The sequence below is a fragment of the Streptomyces sp. NPDC096152 genome, from assembly GCF_044763235.1.
Classification (GTDB): Bacteria; Actinomycetota; Actinomycetes; order Streptomycetales; family Streptomycetaceae; genus Streptomyces.
In genome coordinates this window covers 134,069-150,528 of the sequence record NZ_JBIWFW010000009.1, presented here as the reverse complement: position 1 = coordinate 150,528, position 16,460 = coordinate 134,069, and the positions used below count along the sequence as shown (strand labels likewise).

Below are 16,460 nucleotides of genomic sequence, written 5' to 3'. Positions count from 1 at the left end.
AGGTCAACTCCCGCTGTCAGCGTCCCGCCGATCCCGCCGGGCGGGCAGGGGCTGTCAGGTCCCCGCCGGGGCCCGACCGGCCCCTCCTCCTCGCGGTCGCCGCTCTCATTCCGGAAGCACCAGGTGGGAGGTCTCCCCCGGCTGGACGCAGACGTCGCGGTCGGCCAGCCGGACCTCGATCGGCGAGCGGTCCGACGGGGGCACGGCGATCTCCATGCCGCCGTGCCCCATCCGCAGCCGTACGCCCCAGTGGCCCTGGTAGCGGATGGCGAAACCGTAGGAGGACAGCTCGGGCAGCGGCACCGGGTCGAGCCACAGGGCGCCCTCGCGGGTCTCCAGGCCGGTCAGCCCGCGCTGGACGAGGTCGAGCGTGCCGGCCATGGCGCCGAGGTGGATTCCCTCGCCGGTGGTGCCGCCCTGCACGTCGGCAATGTCGGCGCGCAGCGCCTCCTGGCAGTAGGTCCACGCGCCGGAGCGCCGGACCCGGCTGAGGATCCAGCCGTGCACCAGGCCGCTGAGGGTGGAGCCGTGGCTGGTGCGGGCGAGGTAGTAGTCGACGGTGCGCAGCCAGACGTCGTCGTCGATGCGGTAGCCCAGCCGGTCGAGGACGGAACGGAGTTCGCAGGGGGAGAACAGGTAGCCGAGCATGAGCACGTCGGCCTGTTTGGAGGCCTTGTAGCGGTTGACGCTGTCGCCCTCCGCCTCCAGGATCCGGTCCAGGCGGCGGATGTCGTCGTACCGCTTGCGGTAGTCGTCCCAGTCGAGTTCGGCGAGGTCGCCGTAGCCCTCGAACTGGCTGACGACGCCGTCGTGGAAGGGGACGTACAGGGTGCGGGAGACGTCCTCCCACTGCTCCAGCTCGCCGCCGTCCAGGCCGATGCGCTCGACGAGCTCGCGCCGGCGCGGTTCGGGCAGGATCCGCATCGTCTCCAGCGCGCGGGTGAGCACCCAGGCGGCGGTGACGTTGGTGTAGGCGTTGTCGTCGAGGCCGGGCCGGACGGCGCCCGGGTAGGTGTCGTGGTACTCGTCGGGGCCCATCACGCCCAGGATCCGGTGCCGGCGCAGGCTGTCGTCCCAGGTGGCCGAGTCCGCCCAGAAGCGGGCGATCTGCAGCAGCATCTCGGCGCCCTTGGTGTGCAGGAACTCCGCGTCCCCGCTGGCCTCGCAGTACTGCCACACGTTGTACGCCACCGCCGAGCCGACGTGGTGCTGGAGCCGCGAGTTGTCCGGCAGCCAGCGCCCGGAGCGGGGGTTGAGGTGCAGCCGCTGCGTCTCCTCCCGTCCGTCGCTGCCGCTCTGCCACGGGTACATCGCGCCGCGCCGGCCGAGCGCGCGCGCCGCCGAGCGGGCCGCCTCCAGGCGCCGGTGGCGGTAGCGCAGCAACGCACGGGAGACCTCGGGGAAGTGCAGGTTCAGGTACGGCAGCACGAACAGCTCGTCCCAGAACACATGGCCGCGGTAGGCCTCCCCGTGCAGGCCCCGGGCGGGCACGCCCACGTCGAGGTCGGCGGTGTGCGGGGAGAGGGTCTGCAGGACGTGGAAGAGGTGCAGGCGCAGGATGCGGCCGGGTTCCCCGGGGACGTCGAGGTCGGCGCGGCGCCACATCAGGTCCCAGGCGGTGAGGTGGGCCTCCAGCAGCTCCTCGAAGCCGGCGGCCGCGGCCACCCGGTCGATCGCGGCGCGCAGCGGGTCGCTGATGGCGGGGTCGCGCGAGGTGTGCACGGCGACGGTCTTGTCGACGGTGACGGTGCGTCCGGGCGTCAGGCGCAGCGTCACGTCCTGCAGGGCCCGCGGGGGCTCGTGCCGGGTCGCGACGGGCGCGTCGGCGGTGAGGCGGGTGGCCATGGCGATGCGGATGTCGGAGGTGCGGGTCCGGCACCGCAGCCACACGGTGCCGGGGGCGGACGTGCCGGTGTGCACATGGGTCAGGTGGCGGCCCTCCAGGTCCCGGTAGCGCCGCACGCCGGCGTTGACGACGCCGCCGTCGAGGGCCGCCTCGACGTCGAGGCCGACGTCCTCGGTGCCGCCCTCGACCGTGAACTCGGTGCGCAGGGCCGCCAGATGGGCGTCGGCCAGGCACACCAGGCGCTGCTGGCGCACGGACAGCGCGCGGCCCCCGTCGAGCGCGAACCGGGTCCGCCGCTCCAGCAGACCCGACTCCAGGTGCAGCACCTGCCGGTGCTCCAGCACCGGCGCCGTGTCCGGGGTGAGCCAGGCGCCGCCGTCGGTCCGGAAGCGCAGCGGCAGCCAGTTGGGCAGGTTGACCAGGTCCTCGTTCTCGACGCGGCGGCCCGCGACGCGCGAGGTGAGGCGGTTGTAGCAGCCGGCCACGTAGGTACCCGGATAGTGCACGTCGTCCGCGGCGCACTCGGGGAGCGCGCCGCGGGTGGCGAAGTAGCCGTTGCCCAGCGCGCACAGCGACTCCCTGAGCCGCTCGTCCGCGGGGCGGTAGCCGTCGTACTCCCAGGTCCGGCCCGTCACTGCGGTGGTCCCCCTTCGGGCGGGGCGGGTGCGCGGGTCACACCCGTTGCGGCACGACCGCCACGGGGCACAGCGCGTGGTGCAGCAGCGTGTGGCTCACCCGGCCGAGCTGGAGGCCGAAGTGGCCCACCCGGCGCCGGGCTCCGACGATCACGAGGTCGGCGGCGGCCGAGCGGTCCACCAGGACGCGGCGGGCCGGGCCCTCGACCGTGGCGCGGCGCACCCGGACCGCCGGGTGGTCGGCCATCGGCTCGCGCAGCAGTTCGTCGAGCAGGGCCAGGGCCCGCTCCTCGTGGACGCGCGCCGGTTCCTCGGCCGCCCGGTCGGACGCCTCCTGCGCGGGGCAGCGCCAGGCGCGGACGACGTCGAGGACGCCGCCGCGGGCCTCGGCCTCGCGGAAGGCGAACCGCACGGCCTCGGTGCCCGTGTCGGGGTCTCCCAGGCCGAGCAGGATCCGCTCGTGGGTGCCGGCCAGGCCGGCCGGGTCGCCGCGGACCACGATCACCGGGCAGTGCGCCCGGCCCGCGACGGCCAGGCTCACCGAGCCGAGGAGCAGCCCCTTCAGCTCGCCGCGGCCGCGGGAGCCGGTCACCAGGGCGGAGGCGTTGTTGGCCTCGCGCAGCAGGGCGGAGACGGCTTCCTCGGGGACGATCTCGGTGGACACCTTCACGTCCGCGTCGCGCCGCTGGGCCCGCTCCGCCGCGGAGGCGACGATGTGCTCGGCCATGACCTGCTCGGAGGGCCGGTCCCGGCTGCCCGTCGGGTAGGTGCCTTCGTAGCGTTCCCAGAGGGAGGCGTACACCAGCCGCAGCGGCAGACCGTGCCGGGCGGCCTCGTCCACCGCCCAGTCGATCGCCGTCAGACTCGGATCCGATCCGTCGACGCCGACGACCAAGGGCAGATCCATCGTGCCCACCGCCTTTCGCCGGGCTGCCACGCCGTGCGGCAAAGATCCCACTGTCGACCGTCGCACCCGGTGCCGTCGGCCACGAGGGGCGGTTCGGCCCCTTCCCGGGACGTTCGGCCCATGCCGTCGCACACCGCGGCGGGACCACGCTGGTCGCGTGGCCCGTGGTGAGGGATCGCGCGGCCCGGAACGAGGGAGCGGCAGGATGCCCGTGACGCCCCGGATCGTGGTCGTCGGGGTCGGAAACTCCTTCCGCCACGACGACGGTGTCGGCTGGGCCGTGGTCGACCGCCTGGCGGAGCGTGCCGCCGGCCGTCCGCTGCCGCCGGGGACCGCCCTGGAGACCTGTGACGGCGAGCCGGCGCGGCTGCTCGGACTGTGGGAGAACGCCGGGCTCGCCGTCGTCCTCGACGCCGCGCACGCGCACCCGCCGCGTCCGGGCCGGGTCCACCGGCTGGTGCTGGACGCGGCGCGGCTGCCGCGGACCGGATCGACCAGTTCGCACGGCCTGGGCCTGGGCGAGGCGGTCGAACTGTCCCGGGCCCTGGACCGGCTGCCCGACCGCCTGGTGGTGTACGCCGTCGAGGGCGCCGACCAGTCGCTGGGGACCGGTCTGTCGGCCCCGGTCGCGGCACGGGTGGACGAGCTGGCGCGCAGCGTGGAGGAGGAGATCCTCCGGTACCGCGCCCGGGAAGCCCGCGACGACCGCGGGGACGACGGCGGCGAGGACGTGCCGGGCGCGGAGGACGGGCCGTGACCGGGCGGATCATCCGGCGCGTCGAGGTGTTCGGGCGGGTCCAGGGAGTCGGCTTCCGGCCCTACGTCCACCGGTCGGCGACCGCGCTCGGCCTGGACGGCTGGGTGCGCAACGTGGACGGCCACGTCGAGCTGGTCGCCGCCGGCGGACCCGCGGCGGTGCGCGCGCTGGTGGCGGGCATCCGGGCGCATCCGCCGCCGCTGTCCGCGGTCCGCCGCGTGGAGGTCGGGGAGAGTCCCGGCGGCGAGGCTCCGGCCCGCGGCAGCGGGTTCGCCGTGCGGGCGAGCCGGACGGACCCGGCCGCGGCGCCGCGCGAGGTGCCGCCGGACGCCGCCGTCTGCGCGGCCTGTCTGCGGGAGATGTCCGACCCGGCGGACCGGCGCTACCGCCATCCCTTCGTCAACTGCGCCGACTGCGGCCCCCGCGCCACCGTGATCGAGGACCTGCCGTACGACCGCGCGCGCACCGCCATGCGCCGCTTCGGGCTGTGTCCGGCGTGCGCGGCCGAGTACGCGGACCCCGCGGACCGGCGTTTCCACGCCGAGCCTCTGGCGTGTCCCCGCTGCGGTCCGCGGCTCGCCTGGCAGGACGCGCGGGGGGAGGACGCGCTGCGGGCGGCGGTCGGGGCGGTGGCCGACGGCCGGATCGTCGCCGTGAAGGGGCTCGGCGGCTATCAGCTGGTGTGCGACGCCGGCGACCCGGCCGCGGTGGCCGAGCTGCGGCGCCGCAAGCGGCGGCCGGCCAAGCCGTTCGCGGTCATGGTGCGCGACCTCGCGGCCGTACGGCGGCTGGCGCGGGTGGGCCGCGCGGAGGAGGAGGTGCTGACCTCGCCGCAGCGGCCCGTGGTGCTGCTCGCCGCCCGCTCCCCGCGCCGGGCCGGTCCGGGCCGCGGCCTCGCCCCGCAGGTGCACCCGGGCACGGGCCGGGTCGGTCTCTTCCTGCCCACCACCGGGCTGCACCATCTGCTGCTGCGTGAGCTGGACCGGCCGCTGGTCGTCACCAGCGGCAACCTGTCCGACGAGCCCATCGCCACGGACGAGCGGGCGGCACGGCGGGCGCTGGCGGGGGTGGCGGACGGCTTCCTCACGCACGACCGCCCGATCCGCGCCCGCTACGACGACTCGGTCGTCCACGTGGTGCGCGGCCGCACGCTGGTGCTGCGGCGGGCTCGCGGCTACGCGCCCGCGCCCCTGCCTCTCCCGATTCCGGCCGCGCCGCCCCTGGTGGCCGCCGGCGCCCAGCTCAAGCACACACTCACCCTGGCCGAGCACGGACGGGCGCACCTCGGGCCGCACACCGGGGACCTGGCGGACGCGGCGACGTTCGAGGCGTTCGAGACGTCGTACGCCGATCTCGCGCGGCTCACCCGGATCACTCCCGCCGTCGTCGCGCACGACCCGCACCCGGGCTATCTGTCCACCCGGTGGGCCCGTGAGCTGCCCGTGGAGCGCCGCGTGGCCGTGCAGCACCATCACGCGCACGTGGCGGCGGTGGCCGCAGAGCACGGGCTGACCGGGCCCTTCGTCGGGGTGGCCTACGACGGGCTCGGCCTCGGCGACGACGGCACCCTGTGGGGCGGCGAGGTCCTGGTCGCGGACCTGACCGGCTACCGCCGGGTGGGACGCTTCGCGCGGGCGCCGCTGCCCGGTGGCGAGGCCGCGGTCCGCCATCCGGCCCGGATGGCGCTCGGTTACCTGCACGGGTCGGAGCCGCTCGGCGTGCCCAGGCCGGGGCACGCGCTGGTCCGGCCGTTCACGGACCGTCTCGACCCACGGACGGTGCGCGCGGTCCGGGCCATGGTGGAGCGGGACGTGCGCTGCCCCCGGGCCTCCAGCGCCGGCCGGCTGTTCGACGCCGTGGCGAGCCTGCTCGGCCTCGGGGACACGGTGTCCTACGAGGGGCAGGCGGCCGTGGCGCTGGAGAGCGCCGCGGGTGGCCTGCGCGCCGGCGCGCTGCCGTGGCGGCTGGTGCGGGCGGACCCGCTGTGGGTGTACGACCCCTCCCCCACGCTGACCGCCCTCCTCGAAGGGCGGTCGGCCGGCGTTCCCGTGGCGCGTCTGGCCGCCGCCTTCCACGGCACCGTCGCGGCGGTCACCGACGCGCTCGTCGGGCACGCCGTCGCCGCGGGCGGCCCGCGCACGGTGTGCCTGGGCGGCGGCTGCTTCCAGAACCGGCGGCTGCTGGCCGAGGTGGGCCGGCTGCTGCGCGCCCGGGGCCTGCGGGTCCTGACCGGCCACGCCGTCCCGGTCAACGACGGCGGCATCAGCTACGGGCAGGCGGCGGTGGCGTCCGCCCTGCTCGCGCGGGAGGAGTGAACGCGATGTGCCTGGGCATCCCCGGCCGGATCACCGACGTCCGCGAGGAGGCGGGCGTACGCATGGGCACGGCCGACTTCGGCGGGGTGCGCCGAGAGGTGTGCCTCGCCTACACCCCGGAGGCGGGCGTGGGCGCGTACGTCGTCGTGCACGTCGGCTTCGCCATCACCCGGATCGACGAGGCCGAGGCCGAACGCACCCTCGAGGTGCTGCGCGCGATGGCCGACGCCGTGGAGAACGAACTGGGAGAGCCCCTGCCGGCCCGGACGCCGGAACCGCCGGGCCCCAATCACCCGGGCCCGCCCGGGTGATTCCGGTGGGCCGGTCGGCCCGGTCTCGTGCCCGGTCAGCCCCTGGGGGGCCGGGCACGCCCGCACGAGGCTGAAGCAGACGGCCCCGGAGGGAGAGTGCGATGACCGACACCCAGGAACCACCCGTCCACGCCCTGTTGACCGACGGCACCACCGTCCGGATCCGGCGGGCGGTCCCGGGCGACCACGACCAACTGCTGCGCCTGTACGAGGAGATGTCCGACACGAACCTGCGGCTGCGGTTCTTCTCCCTCAGCCGCGCCTCCGCCCGGCAGGCCGCCGACCGTGCCGCCGCGCCGCGACGCCCCGGCCACGAGGCCCTGGTGGCCGAGCACGCGGGCCGTCTGGTGGGCCTCGCCGAGTACGAGGCCGACCCGGAGGGCACCGCCGCCGAGGTCGCGCTCGCCGTCGCCGACGACTGGCACCACCGCGGTGTGGCCACCCTGCTGCTCGAACACCTCGCGGACGCCGCCCGCACCGCGGGCATCCCCGCCTTCACCGCCGACGCCCTGGCGGAGAACCACGCCATGCTGAAGGTGTTCCACGACCTCGGACTGCGCGTCACCCGCCGCTTCGACGGGCCCGAGGTGCACTGCCTGGTCGAACTGACCGAGGACGAGAGCTACTTGACGGCGGTGGACACCCGCGGGCGGGCCGCCGACCTCGTCAGCCTGCGGCCCCTGCTGCGGCCCCGGTCCGTCGCGGTGATCGGCGCGGGCCGCCGCCCCGGCTCGGTCGGCCGGGCGATCCTGCGCAACATCCGCACGGGGTCCTACACCGGCCGGTTGTTCGCCGTGCACCCCGAGGCCGGGTCCGTCGCCGGGGTGCACGCGTACCCCTCTGTCGCCGTGCTGCCGCAGGTGCCCGAACTCGCCGTCGTGGCCGTCCCCGCGGCGGCCGTGCCGCAGGTCGCCGAGGAGTGCGGCACGGCCGGCGTGGCCGCGCTGCTCGTCGTCACGGCCGGCCTCGACGTCCACCAGTCGGGCGCCCTGCTGGGGTCCTGCCGCCGGTACGGGATGCGGCTGGTGGGCCCCAACTGCCTGGGCCTGGCCGACACCGAGCAGGACGTCCGCCTGGACGCCACCTTCGCCGCCCGCCATCCCGGACCGGGCACCGCCGGGGTCGCCGTGCAGTCCGGCGGGGTCGGCATCGCCCTGCTCGCCGGGCTGGCCCGGCTCGGCATCGGCGTGTCAACCTTCGTCTCGCTCGGCGACAAGTACGACGTCAGCGGCAACGACATGCTCCAGTGGTGGGAGGCCGACGGGCACACCGATCTGGCGCTGCTGCACCTGGAGTCCTTCGGCAACCCGCGTGCCTTCTCCCGTACCGCCCGCCGGGTGGCCCGCACCATGCCGGTGCTGACCGTGGACGCCGGACGCTCGGCGGCGGGGCGCCGGGCCGCGGCGTCGCACACGGCGGCGGCCGCCACCCGCACCATGACCCGCCGGGCGCTGTTCACCCAGGCCGGGGTCACGGCCACCCGGTCGATCGGTGAACTCCTCGACGCCGCCGCCCTGTTGCACTCCCAGCCGCTGCCGGCCGGCACCCGGGTCGCCGTGGTCAGCAACGCGGGCGGGGCGGGCGTGCTCGCCGCCGACGCGTGCGCGGACGCGGGGCTCGTCGTACCGCCGCTCGCCACGGGGCTGGTGGACGAGCTCCTCGCGCTGCTGCCCGAGGGCGCCACCGCCACCAACCCCGTCGACGCCACCGCGACCGTCGGCGAGGAGCAGCTCCGCGCCTGCGTGGCCCGCCTGGCCCGGCACGGGGCCGTGGACGCCGTGCTGGTGGCCCTGGTCCCCACGGCGCTCGCCGCGGCCACCGGGGAGGACCTGGTGCGGTCCCTCACCCACCGCCCCGGCCCGCTGCCCCGTCCGGTGCTCGCGGTGCTGCCCGCGCAGGCGGCCCGGGTCGAGCTCCTCCCGGCGCACGACGACGGGACGGTGCCCGCGTACAGCGACGCCGAGGACGCCGCGCGCGCCCTGGCCCACGCGGCCGCCCGGGCCCGATGGCTCGACCAGCTCCCCGGATCCGTACCGGAACTGACGGATGTGGAGAGCGACCGGGCGCGCGAGCTCGTCGCCGCGTTCCTGGACGAGCACCCCGAGGGCGACTGGCTGGACCCGCCGGCCACCGCCGCCCTCCTGGGCTGCTACGGCATCCGGCAGATCCCATGGGCCTGGGCCCGGGACGAGGACGAGGCGGTCGACGCCGCGGAGCGGCTGGCCGGACCCGACGGGCGCGTCGTGATGAAGGCCCACTGGCCGGGGCTGCTGCACAAGAGCGAGCAGCACGCCCTCCATCTGGACCTGCGCAACGCCCCGCAGGTCAGGGCCGCCCACCGGGACCTGGTCACCCGGTTCGGCGACCGGCTCACCGGTGTGGTGGTCCAGCCCCTCGCCGAGCGCGGCACGGAGCTGTTCGCCGGGGTCGTGCAGGACGAGGTGTTCGGACCGCTGGTGGTCTTCGGCCTCGGCGGCACCGCCACCGAACTGCTCGCCGACCACGCGGGGCGGCTCGCCCCGCTCACCGACCGGGACGTGCGCGAACTGATCACGTCCCCGCGCTGCTCCCCGCTGCTCTTCGGCTACGCCGGCAGCCCGGCCGCCGACCTCGAGGGGCTGGAGCAGCTGCTGCACCGCCTGTCCCGGATGGCCTGCGACCTGCCGCAGCTCGCCGAGGCCGACCTCAACCCGGTGCTGGCCGGACCGCACGGCGTCACGGCGCTCGACGTCCGTGTGCGGCTCGTGCCGCGGCACCCGCACGACCCCTATCTGCGCCGCCTGCGCTGACCGGGTACCGACCCACTGTTCGAGGAGGAGCAGCGACGAAGGCCACGAAGATGGTGGACGTCGTCGACCGGCTGTCGTACCGGCTGGACGACACGCGTCTGCGCCCGGTGGAACAGGCCCTGCACGGCGTGGCCGACGACTGGCTGCGCAGACTGTGAGCCACGGCGCACCGGTCCCCGCGGGCCGGTGCGCCACGGACCGCCGCGGTGGCGGGATCCCGCCCGGCGGGCCGCGGGGACAGGGCCCGCCACGGCGGAGTCCAGGGACCCTCGGACGCCGGGAGGAGCCTGTCGGCCCACGCGCCCGGGGTCCGGTTCGGGGCACGGTGGAAGCTGGACGTCCTGAAGGGAGGCCGACCATGACCGCATTCGCCACCGGCAGGGACATCGTCGTGGGCGTCGACGGTTCCGAGGCGTCCGCGGCCGCCCTGCGCTGGGCCGCCGAACAGGCCCGCGCCGTGCACGCGGAGGTCGTCGCCGTACACGCCTGGGAGCCCACGGGGCCGCACATCGCTCCGTACGCCCCGGTGTCGGCCCGCCCGACGGCCGAGGCCGAACGCGACGAGGCCGCGCGGTTGCTCGCCGACACCGTGCGCTCCGCCCTCGGCCCGCGGACGGGCCCGGGCGTACGCGCCGAACTGCTCGAGGGGCCCGCCGCGCGCGTCCTCCTGGACCGGGCGCGCGGCGCGCTGCTGCTCGCCCTGGGGCGCACCCTGCACGGGCCGGGCGACCAGGGCGCCATCGGCGCGGTCGGTCGTGAGTGCCTGCGGCACGCCACGGTCCCGGTGGTCGAGGTGCCCGCCACCGGCCGGCCCACCGGACCGGCCCGGGGCAGCCGGGCCCGCCAGGTGGCCCGCACCGCCGTCTGAGGCACGTGGAGGCGTCATGGACGTCCTGGTCGGTTACGCATCCGCGCACGGCTCCACCCGCGAGATCGCCGAACGGGCCGCCGACGTGCTGCGCCGTGCAGGGCTGATGACGGAGGCCCGGCCCCTGGCGGAGGTCGACGACGCCGACGCCTACCGGGCGTTCGTCCTCGGCAGCGCCGTCCACAACCAGAGCTGGCTCGCCCCGGCCCGGGACTTCGTCCGCGACCATCACGACCTGCTCGGCTCCCGGCCCCTGTGGATCTTCAGCGTCGGGATGCCGGCCGCGCTGCGCGGGCCGATGAGGCGCTGGGTGGCGAAGGAGGTCCCGGCGATCGAGGCGGGCCTGCCCGCGGTGCCGGCGTTCCGGAGCCACCGGCTGTTCTCGGGTGTCGTCACGCCGGACCAGCTGCCGCGCTCGGGACGCGTCCTGTTCCGGCTGTTCGGCGGCCAGTACGGCGACCACCGCGACTGGGACGCCGTCGAACGGTGGGCCGCGGGCATCGCCGACGAGCTGGCACACGAACGCCGGCCCGGCTCCTGACCGGCCGCGGCGGCGTCCCGAAGTCCGCCGTCCCGCCGCTCCGGCGTCTGCCGCTGTCCGTCGGCCCGCAGGCCGACGGACGCCACCGCCTCCCGCACGCCCGTCGCCCCGGTCACCGCCGCCTCCCGCCCGGCGCCCTTGTCCCCTTGTCCCTTTGTCCCTTTGTCCCCCGAGCGGCGTATCCGCGCCGACGCCGTCCTCGTAGCCCGGCCCGGGTGCGGAGGTCGCCGTGCGAGTGGGGACGGGTCCCGCAGGTGGCGCCGGGCTGGCTGGTCGCCCCAGGGGCGGTACGTCGTGCCCGTCCCCGCCCCCGGGACGCCGGCGCGGCTGACGGACGACACCGCGGCGGCGGACGTGAAGCCCGGCGAGGCCGGCCTCGCGGACCCCCACGCCCCGCCACCGCCGAAGGGCGGCCGCCACCGACCCGCCGCCCCGCCCCCGTGGACCGGCCGCGGCTCGCACCGCTCATCCCGGCGCGCGACTCAGCGCACCAGGACGTGCTCCCCGGAGCGGGGGACGACGGCGGTCCAGCCCAGGGTCCGGTCGATGCGGTCGCGCAGTGCCTGGGACGCGTCGGGCTCGCCGTGCACCAGGTAGGTGGTGTGCGGGGCAGGCGCCCCGCGCAGCCAGTCGACGATCTGTGCGGCGTCGGCGTGGGCCGAGAAGTGCGGTACGTCGGCGACCTCGGCCCGTACGGGGACGTACTCGCCGAACATCTTGAGCACCCGGGCGCCGTCGACGAGGTCCCTGGCGCGGGTGCCCTCGGCGGCGAACCCGACCACGACGACCGCGTTGCGCGAGTCGGGCAGCAGGCGCCGCAGATGGTGCAGGACCCGGCCGCCGGTGGCCATGCCGGCCGACGAGACGATGACGGCGGGGCCGCCCGCCCGGCCGATCTCCACGGACTCCGGGACGGAGCGTACGGCGGTGAACGGCTCGGGGCTCAGCACGGCCGTCCCCGCGGCGACCACCTCCGGACGCAGTTCCGGTGCCCCGGCGAGGATGGCGTCCCGGTAGACGTCGAGGGCGGCCAGGGCCATGGGGCTGTCGACGTACACCGGGACCGCGGCGGGCAGCCGTCCCGTGCGGCGCAGTTCGGCCAGCTCGTGCAGGACGACCTCGGTGCGGTCGAGGGCGAAGGACGGGACGACCACGGTGCCGCCGCGCGCCAGGGTGCGGTGCAGTACGTCGGTGAAGTGGGCGCGCCCGGCCTCCTCCTCGTGCCGGCGGCTGCCGTACGTCGACTCCATCAGCAGCACGTCCGCCCCGCTGAACGGCTCCGGCGGGAGCAGCAGAGGATGGCCCGGGCGCCCCAGGTCGCCGCTGACGGCCATGGTGTGGCCGTCCTCCAGGGTGAGCCGGGCCCAGGCCGAGCCGAGGATGTGGCCGGCCGGGTGCAGGGTCAGCCGGGTGCCGGCCGCAACGTCGCTCGTCGTGCCGGTCGGTACCGGGCGCAGCAGCCGGACCGTGCGGTCCACGTCCGCGTCGTCGTAGAGCGGCTGTGCGGGCCGGTGCCGGGACCAGCCGTGCTCGTTGGCGTGCCGGGCGGCCTCGGTCTGCAGCCGGGCGCTGTCCCGCAGCACGATCTCGATGAGCCGGGCGCTGAACTCGGTGGTCACGACGGGGCCCCGGAATCCCTGCCGCACCAGCCGGGGGAGGTAGCCGCAGTGGTCCAGATGGGCGTGGGTGACGACCACGGCCTCGATGTCCTCGGCGTCGCAGGGCAGCCGGCGCCAGTTGCGCCGCCTCAGGTCGGCTAGGCCCTGGAAGAGGCCGCAGTCGACCAGGACGCGGGCGTGGTCGCTCTCGACGAGGAACTTGCTGCCGGTGACCGTGCCCACGCCGCCCAGGAAGGTCAGCAGGGCCGGCCGCGAACGGGCGGCCGGCGCCCGGCCGGCCCCCGCGACGGCGGTCTCCACGGCGGCGGACTCCGCGACTGTGGACTCCGCGGCAGTGGTCTCCACGGCGGAGGAATCCTCGGTGGCGGCCTCCACGGCGGAGGAATCCTCGGGTGCGAGCGGCTCCCCTGCGACGGTCATTTCGTGCTCCTCGGCGATCGGGGGCCGAACGGCCCTGGCGTACGGGCGCCGGAAGTGGTGTCCTGTAGGTGACGGGAAGGACCTGAGAGAGACGCGGAGAAGCGGCCGGCGAAACCGCGCACCGCGCAATCAGGATCCGCGAGAAGCGGGTGGTCCTTCCCGTCGACACGTGCCGTCAACGGGACTGGTTCTGGCGGGCCGCCGCCACCCGGTGCCGGACGATCTCCTCCTCCACCCGCTCGGCGAGGAGACCGACCGCCGACGCGACGGGCGCGGACAGCCCCTCGCCGGCCGAGGTGTCGGCCGCAGCGACGGCGTACGCCACCAGGTGGCCGGGCAGACGGTCCAGCGCCCGGCCCAGTTCGACGGCCTCGCCCAGACCGTGGCCGCCCATCGTGCCCGGCCGGCGCAGCTCGGCGCCGGGCAGGTCGAGCCGGTAGATACGCCCCGGGTCGCCGTCACGGGCGGGGGCGGACTCCAGCACGACGGCGAGTCCCGCCTGGTCCCACAGCCTGACGAGCCGCCCCGGGTCCGGGTCGGCGCACTCCGCCAGAACCGTGCCCGGCGGCAGCGGCCGGCCGGCGGCCCGCTCCCGCAACCGCGCCAGCACCGACCGGCCGAGACCCTCGTCGTGCCGCGCGGGGTCCCCGACGGCGACGACCGCGATACGTGTGGGGACGGTCATGGTTCCTCTCCCTCCACCCCCTCCACCTGCCGCTCCCCCGGCGCGCGGACGCCCGGCCGGTCCCTCCAGCGTGCGGGGCCGCGGGCGCCCTGCCATGGGCCGAAGGGCCCCGGCGGACGGCTGCGCGGCCCTCGCCCGAAGGGGTCCCCGCCCGGCACCGGCCCTCGCCCGAAGGGGCCCCGGGCACCGGCCCCTGGCCCGGTGCGGCGCGTGCCCGCGCCCACTCCTTGGGCCGAAGGACCCACGTTCGGGCCCGGGTGGCCCGTGGTGCGCCGTGGCGCGCGGGCAGACGCTGAACTCAGCAGGCCCACGGCAGCCCGGAGGGCGACGATGACCGACAGCCGCACGACCGCCGTCCTGGACAGGAACGGTCTGGACGCTCTGGTGCGCACCCTGCGCGCGCGGGGCCGGACGGTCGTCGGGCCGACCGTCCGGGACGGCGCCGTCGTGCTCGCCGAGCTGACGTCGGCGGACGAGCTGCCCTTCGGCTGGGGGACCGAGGTCGAGGCGGGCCACTACCGTCTGGTGCCCCGCGCCGACGGAGCCGCGTTCGCGCACACCACCGGTCCGCACTCCTGGAAGGCGTTCCTGCATCCGGAGCGGGAGAAGCTGTGGAGCGTGGACCGCGCGCCCGACGGCGGCCTGACCGTCACCGAGGAGCGTCCCGCACGGCCGTCGTACGCCTTCCTCGGCGTGCGCGCCTGCGACCTGCGGGCCATCGCGATCCAGGACCGGGTGCTGACCGGCGGCCGCTACGAGGATCCCGGCTACCGGGACCGGCGGACCGGGGCGTTCCTGGTCGCCGCCGAGTGCACCGAACCGGGCGGCACCTGCTTCTGCGCCTCCATGGGCAGCGGCCCGGCGGCCGACGCGGGCTTCGACCTGGCGCTGACCGAGCTCGTCGACGGCGGCGGGCACCGCTTCGTCGTCCGGGTCGGCAGCGAGGCCGGTGACGAGGTCCTCTCCGCCCTTCCGCACCGCCCGGCCGATCCCGACGCGGACACCGCGGCGGCCCGCACGGCGGTGGACGGCGCCCGGGAGCGCATGGGCCGGTCGATGCCGCCGGTGGACCTGCGCGCGCTGATGGCCGAGAGCCTGGAGGCCGACCGCTGGGACGATGTGGCCGCCCGCTGTCTGACCTGCGGCAACTGCACCATGGTCTGCCCCACGTGCTTCTGCACCACCACCGAGGAGGTCACCGACCTCACCGGTGACCACGCCGAGCGCTGGCAGCGCTGGGACTCCTGCTTCGACCTGGACTTCTCCCGCCTGCACGGCGGCCCGGTCCGGGCCTCGCCGCGCGCCCGCTACCGCCAGTGGCTCACCCACAAGCTCTCCACCTGGTACGAGCAGTTCGGCAGCTCCGGCTGCGTGGGCTGCGGACGCTGCATCACGTGGTGCCCGGTCGCCATCGACATCACCGAGGAAGCGACGGCACTGCACGACGAACTCGCCGACCGGCTGCGGCGGCAGGAACGAGAGGAGCGGGAGCGATGACCTCCACCACCACCCTGGCAGCGGCCCTGCCGGCCGAGCACCGCGAGCGGCTGATGCGGGTCGCCCACGAGGTCTCCTTCGACATGGGCGCCAGGCTGTTCGAGGAGGGCCGGCACGCCGACCATTTCTGGATCATCAAGACCGGCACCGTCGCCCTCGACCTGCACGTCCCCGGCCGGCGCGCCGCCGTGATCGAGTCCCTGGGACACGGCGAACTGGTCGGCTGGTCCTGGCACTTCCCGCCCTACGTCTGGCAACTGGGCGCCGAGGCCATGAGCCCGGTGCGGGCCTGGGAGTTCGACGCCGCCACGGTGCGCAGGATGTGCGAGGAGGACCCGGAGTTCGGCCGGGCCGTCGCGGTCTGGGTCGGCCGGGTGGTCGCCCACCGGCTGCACTCGTCCCGGATCCGGCTGCTCGACCTCTACGCCCCCTACGGCAGCGGGAGCAGGTGATGACCGAGGTCCCGGTGCCGTACCGGGTGACGCGGACGCGCCGGGAGACGGCCGACACGGTCAGTCTCGTGCTGGCGCCGGCCGGCCCGGCGGTGCTGCGTCCCTTCGCGCCCGGGCAGTTCTCCATGGTGTACGCCTTCGGGGTCGGGGAGATCCCGGTCTCGGTGTCGCGCATCGACGGCCGGGAACTGGGGCACACCATCCGCGCGGTGGGGGCCGTGTCCGCGGCACTGACGGCCGTCGAGCCCGGCACCCAGGTCGGGCTGCGCGGCCCCTTCGGCGCCGGCTGGGACCTCGAACAGGCGGCCGGGCAGGACCTGCTGGTCGTGGCGGGCGGCATCGGCCTCGCCCCGCTGCGCCCGGTGGTCCAGGCCGTCCGGGCCGCCCCGCGGGCCTACGGGCGGCTGAATCTCCTCGTGGGCGCGCGGACCCCCGCGGACCTGATCTACGCCCACCGGCTGCGCGCCTGGACGACGTCCCCGGGGCCGCCGCACTGCCAGGTCACCGTCGACCGCCCCCTGCCCGGCTGGCGGGGCCACGTCGGTGTGGTCACCACCCTGCTCAACGGCGCCCGGTTCGACCCCCGCAACACCACGGCCTTCGTGTGCGGTCCCGAGGTGATGATCCGCGCCACCGCCCGCGACCTGCTGCACCGCGGCCTTCCCCCGCAGCGGATCCGAGTCTCGCTGGAGCGCAACATGCGGTGCGCCACCGGGCACTGCGGCCACTGCCAGCTCGGCGGGGTGCTGCTGTGCCGCGACGGCCCGGTGATCGGCTGGGACCGGGCCGCGTCCCTCCTCTCGGTGCGGGAGTTGTGA

General features: G+C 76.1%; 13 protein-coding genes. 9 read left to right on the top strand and 4 right to left on the bottom strand.

The window, feature by feature from the left end; all coding sequences use genetic code 11:
* Positions 1-105 precede the first annotated feature (105 nt).
* Both ACIQ9G_RS28845 and ACIQ9G_RS28840 read right to left on the bottom strand, forming a co-directional pair.
* Positions 106-2,481 carry a glycoside hydrolase family 65 protein gene (locus ACIQ9G_RS28845; RefSeq protein WP_403615187.1) on the bottom strand — a complete coding sequence of 792 codons (2,376 nt, stop codon included), beginning with the start codon at positions 2,479-2,481 and terminating at the stop codon, positions 106-108.
* A gap of 37 nt (positions 2,482-2,518) precedes the next feature.
* Positions 2,519-3,388, bottom strand: coding sequence for a universal stress protein (locus tag ACIQ9G_RS28840; RefSeq protein WP_403615185.1), 870 nt, complete (start codon positions 3,386-3,388; stop codon positions 2,519-2,521).
* A 205-nt stretch (positions 3,389-3,593) separates the two neighbouring features.
* Between ACIQ9G_RS28840 and ACIQ9G_RS28835 the strand changes: the two genes are divergently transcribed.
* From ACIQ9G_RS28835 to ACIQ9G_RS28810, 6 genes are all read left to right on the top strand, one after another.
* Positions 3,594-4,145 carry a hydrogenase maturation protease gene (locus tag ACIQ9G_RS28835; protein ID WP_403615182.1) on the top strand — a complete coding sequence of 184 codons (552 nt, stop codon included), beginning with the start codon at positions 3,594-3,596 and terminating at the stop codon, positions 4,143-4,145.
* Positions 4,142-6,460 carry a carbamoyltransferase HypF gene (gene hypF / locus ACIQ9G_RS28830; RefSeq protein ID WP_403615180.1) on the top strand — a complete coding sequence of 773 codons (2,319 nt, stop codon included), beginning with the start codon at positions 4,142-4,144 and terminating at the stop codon, positions 6,458-6,460. The genes ACIQ9G_RS28835 and hypF overlap by 4 nt, the downstream gene beginning before the upstream one ends.
* A gap of 5 nt (positions 6,461-6,465) precedes the next feature.
* On the top strand, positions 6,466-6,771 hold the full coding sequence (locus ACIQ9G_RS28825; RefSeq protein ID WP_403615177.1) for a HypC/HybG/HupF family hydrogenase formation chaperone: 306 nt from the start codon (positions 6,466-6,468) through the stop codon (positions 6,769-6,771).
* A 101-nt stretch (positions 6,772-6,872) separates the two neighbouring features.
* Positions 6,873-9,560: a GNAT family N-acetyltransferase gene (locus tag ACIQ9G_RS28820; RefSeq protein ID WP_403615175.1), complete on the top strand. Its 2,688-nt coding sequence runs from the start codon at positions 6,873-6,875 to the stop codon at positions 9,558-9,560.
* A gap of 358 nt (positions 9,561-9,918) precedes the next feature.
* A complete protein-coding gene (locus ACIQ9G_RS28815) occupies positions 9,919-10,428 on the top strand; it encodes a universal stress protein (RefSeq protein WP_403615173.1) in 510 nt (169 codons plus the stop codon).
* Between the two features lie 16 nt (positions 10,429-10,444).
* A complete protein-coding gene (locus tag ACIQ9G_RS28810) occupies positions 10,445-10,969 on the top strand; it encodes a flavodoxin domain-containing protein (RefSeq protein ID WP_403615170.1) in 525 nt (174 codons plus the stop codon).
* A gap of 482 nt (positions 10,970-11,451) precedes the next feature.
* Here the strand turns inward: ACIQ9G_RS28810 and ACIQ9G_RS28805 are convergent, their stop codons facing one another.
* Positions 11,452-13,008 carry an MBL fold metallo-hydrolase RNA specificity domain-containing protein gene (locus ACIQ9G_RS28805; protein WP_403615167.1) on the bottom strand — a complete coding sequence of 519 codons (1,557 nt, stop codon included), beginning with the start codon at positions 13,006-13,008 and terminating at the stop codon, positions 11,452-11,454.
* A gap of 175 nt (positions 13,009-13,183) precedes the next feature.
* On the bottom strand, positions 13,184-13,693 hold the full coding sequence (locus tag ACIQ9G_RS28800; protein ID WP_403615164.1) for a hydrogenase maturation protease: 510 nt from the start codon (positions 13,691-13,693) through the stop codon (positions 13,184-13,186).
* Positions 13,694-14,023: 330 nt separating this feature from the next.
* Here ACIQ9G_RS28800 and ACIQ9G_RS28795 point away from each other — a divergent pair, with 330 nt between their 5' ends.
* From ACIQ9G_RS28795 to ACIQ9G_RS28785, 3 genes are read left to right on the top strand one after another with little or no spacing between them, the layout of a single operon-like run.
* A complete protein-coding gene (locus ACIQ9G_RS28795; RefSeq protein WP_403615161.1) occupies positions 14,024-15,190 on the top strand; it encodes a 4Fe-4S dicluster domain-containing protein in 1,167 nt (388 codons plus the stop codon).
* Positions 15,187-15,642, top strand: coding sequence for a cyclic nucleotide-binding domain-containing protein (locus tag ACIQ9G_RS28790; RefSeq protein ID WP_356188717.1), 456 nt, complete (start codon positions 15,187-15,189; stop codon positions 15,640-15,642). Before ACIQ9G_RS28795 ends, ACIQ9G_RS28790 begins: the two co-directional genes overlap by 4 nt.
* Positions 15,642-16,460, top strand: coding sequence for an FAD/NAD(P)-binding protein (locus ACIQ9G_RS28785; protein ID WP_403615158.1), 819 nt, complete (start codon positions 15,642-15,644; stop codon positions 16,458-16,460). The genes ACIQ9G_RS28790 and ACIQ9G_RS28785 overlap by 1 nt, the downstream gene beginning before the upstream one ends.

What these genes read in the sequence shown, in the direction of transcription:
- ACIQ9G_RS28840 (WP_403615185.1), bottom strand. Translation starts at nt 3,388, where the DNA reads ATGGATCTGCCCTTGGTCGTCGGCGTCGACGGATCGGATCCGAGTCTG.
- ACIQ9G_RS28835 (WP_403615182.1), top strand. Translation starts at nt 3,594, where the DNA reads ATGCCCGTGACGCCCCGGATCGTGGTCGTCGGGGTCGGAAACTCCTTC.
- ACIQ9G_RS28825 (WP_403615177.1), top strand. Translation starts at nt 6,466, where the DNA reads ATGTGCCTGGGCATCCCCGGCCGGATCACCGACGTCCGCGAGGAGGCG.
- ACIQ9G_RS28820 (WP_403615175.1), top strand. Translation starts at nt 6,873, where the DNA reads ATGACCGACACCCAGGAACCACCCGTCCACGCCCTGTTGACCGACGGC.
- ACIQ9G_RS28815 (WP_403615173.1), top strand. Translation starts at nt 9,919, where the DNA reads ATGACCGCATTCGCCACCGGCAGGGACATCGTCGTGGGCGTCGACGGT.
- ACIQ9G_RS28810 (WP_403615170.1), top strand. Translation starts at nt 10,445, where the DNA reads ATGGACGTCCTGGTCGGTTACGCATCCGCGCACGGCTCCACCCGCGAG.
- ACIQ9G_RS28805 (WP_403615167.1), bottom strand. Translation starts at nt 13,008, where the DNA reads ATGACCGTCGCAGGGGAGCCGCTCGCACCCGAGGATTCCTCCGCCGTG.
- ACIQ9G_RS28800 (WP_403615164.1), bottom strand. Translation starts at nt 13,693, where the DNA reads ATGACCGTCCCCACACGTATCGCGGTCGTCGCCGTCGGGGACCCCGCG.
- ACIQ9G_RS28795 (WP_403615161.1), top strand. Translation starts at nt 14,024, where the DNA reads ATGACCGACAGCCGCACGACCGCCGTCCTGGACAGGAACGGTCTGGAC.
- ACIQ9G_RS28790 (WP_356188717.1), top strand. Translation starts at nt 15,187, where the DNA reads ATGACCTCCACCACCACCCTGGCAGCGGCCCTGCCGGCCGAGCACCGC.
- ACIQ9G_RS28785 (WP_403615158.1), top strand. Translation starts at nt 15,642, where the DNA reads ATGACCGAGGTCCCGGTGCCGTACCGGGTGACGCGGACGCGCCGGGAG.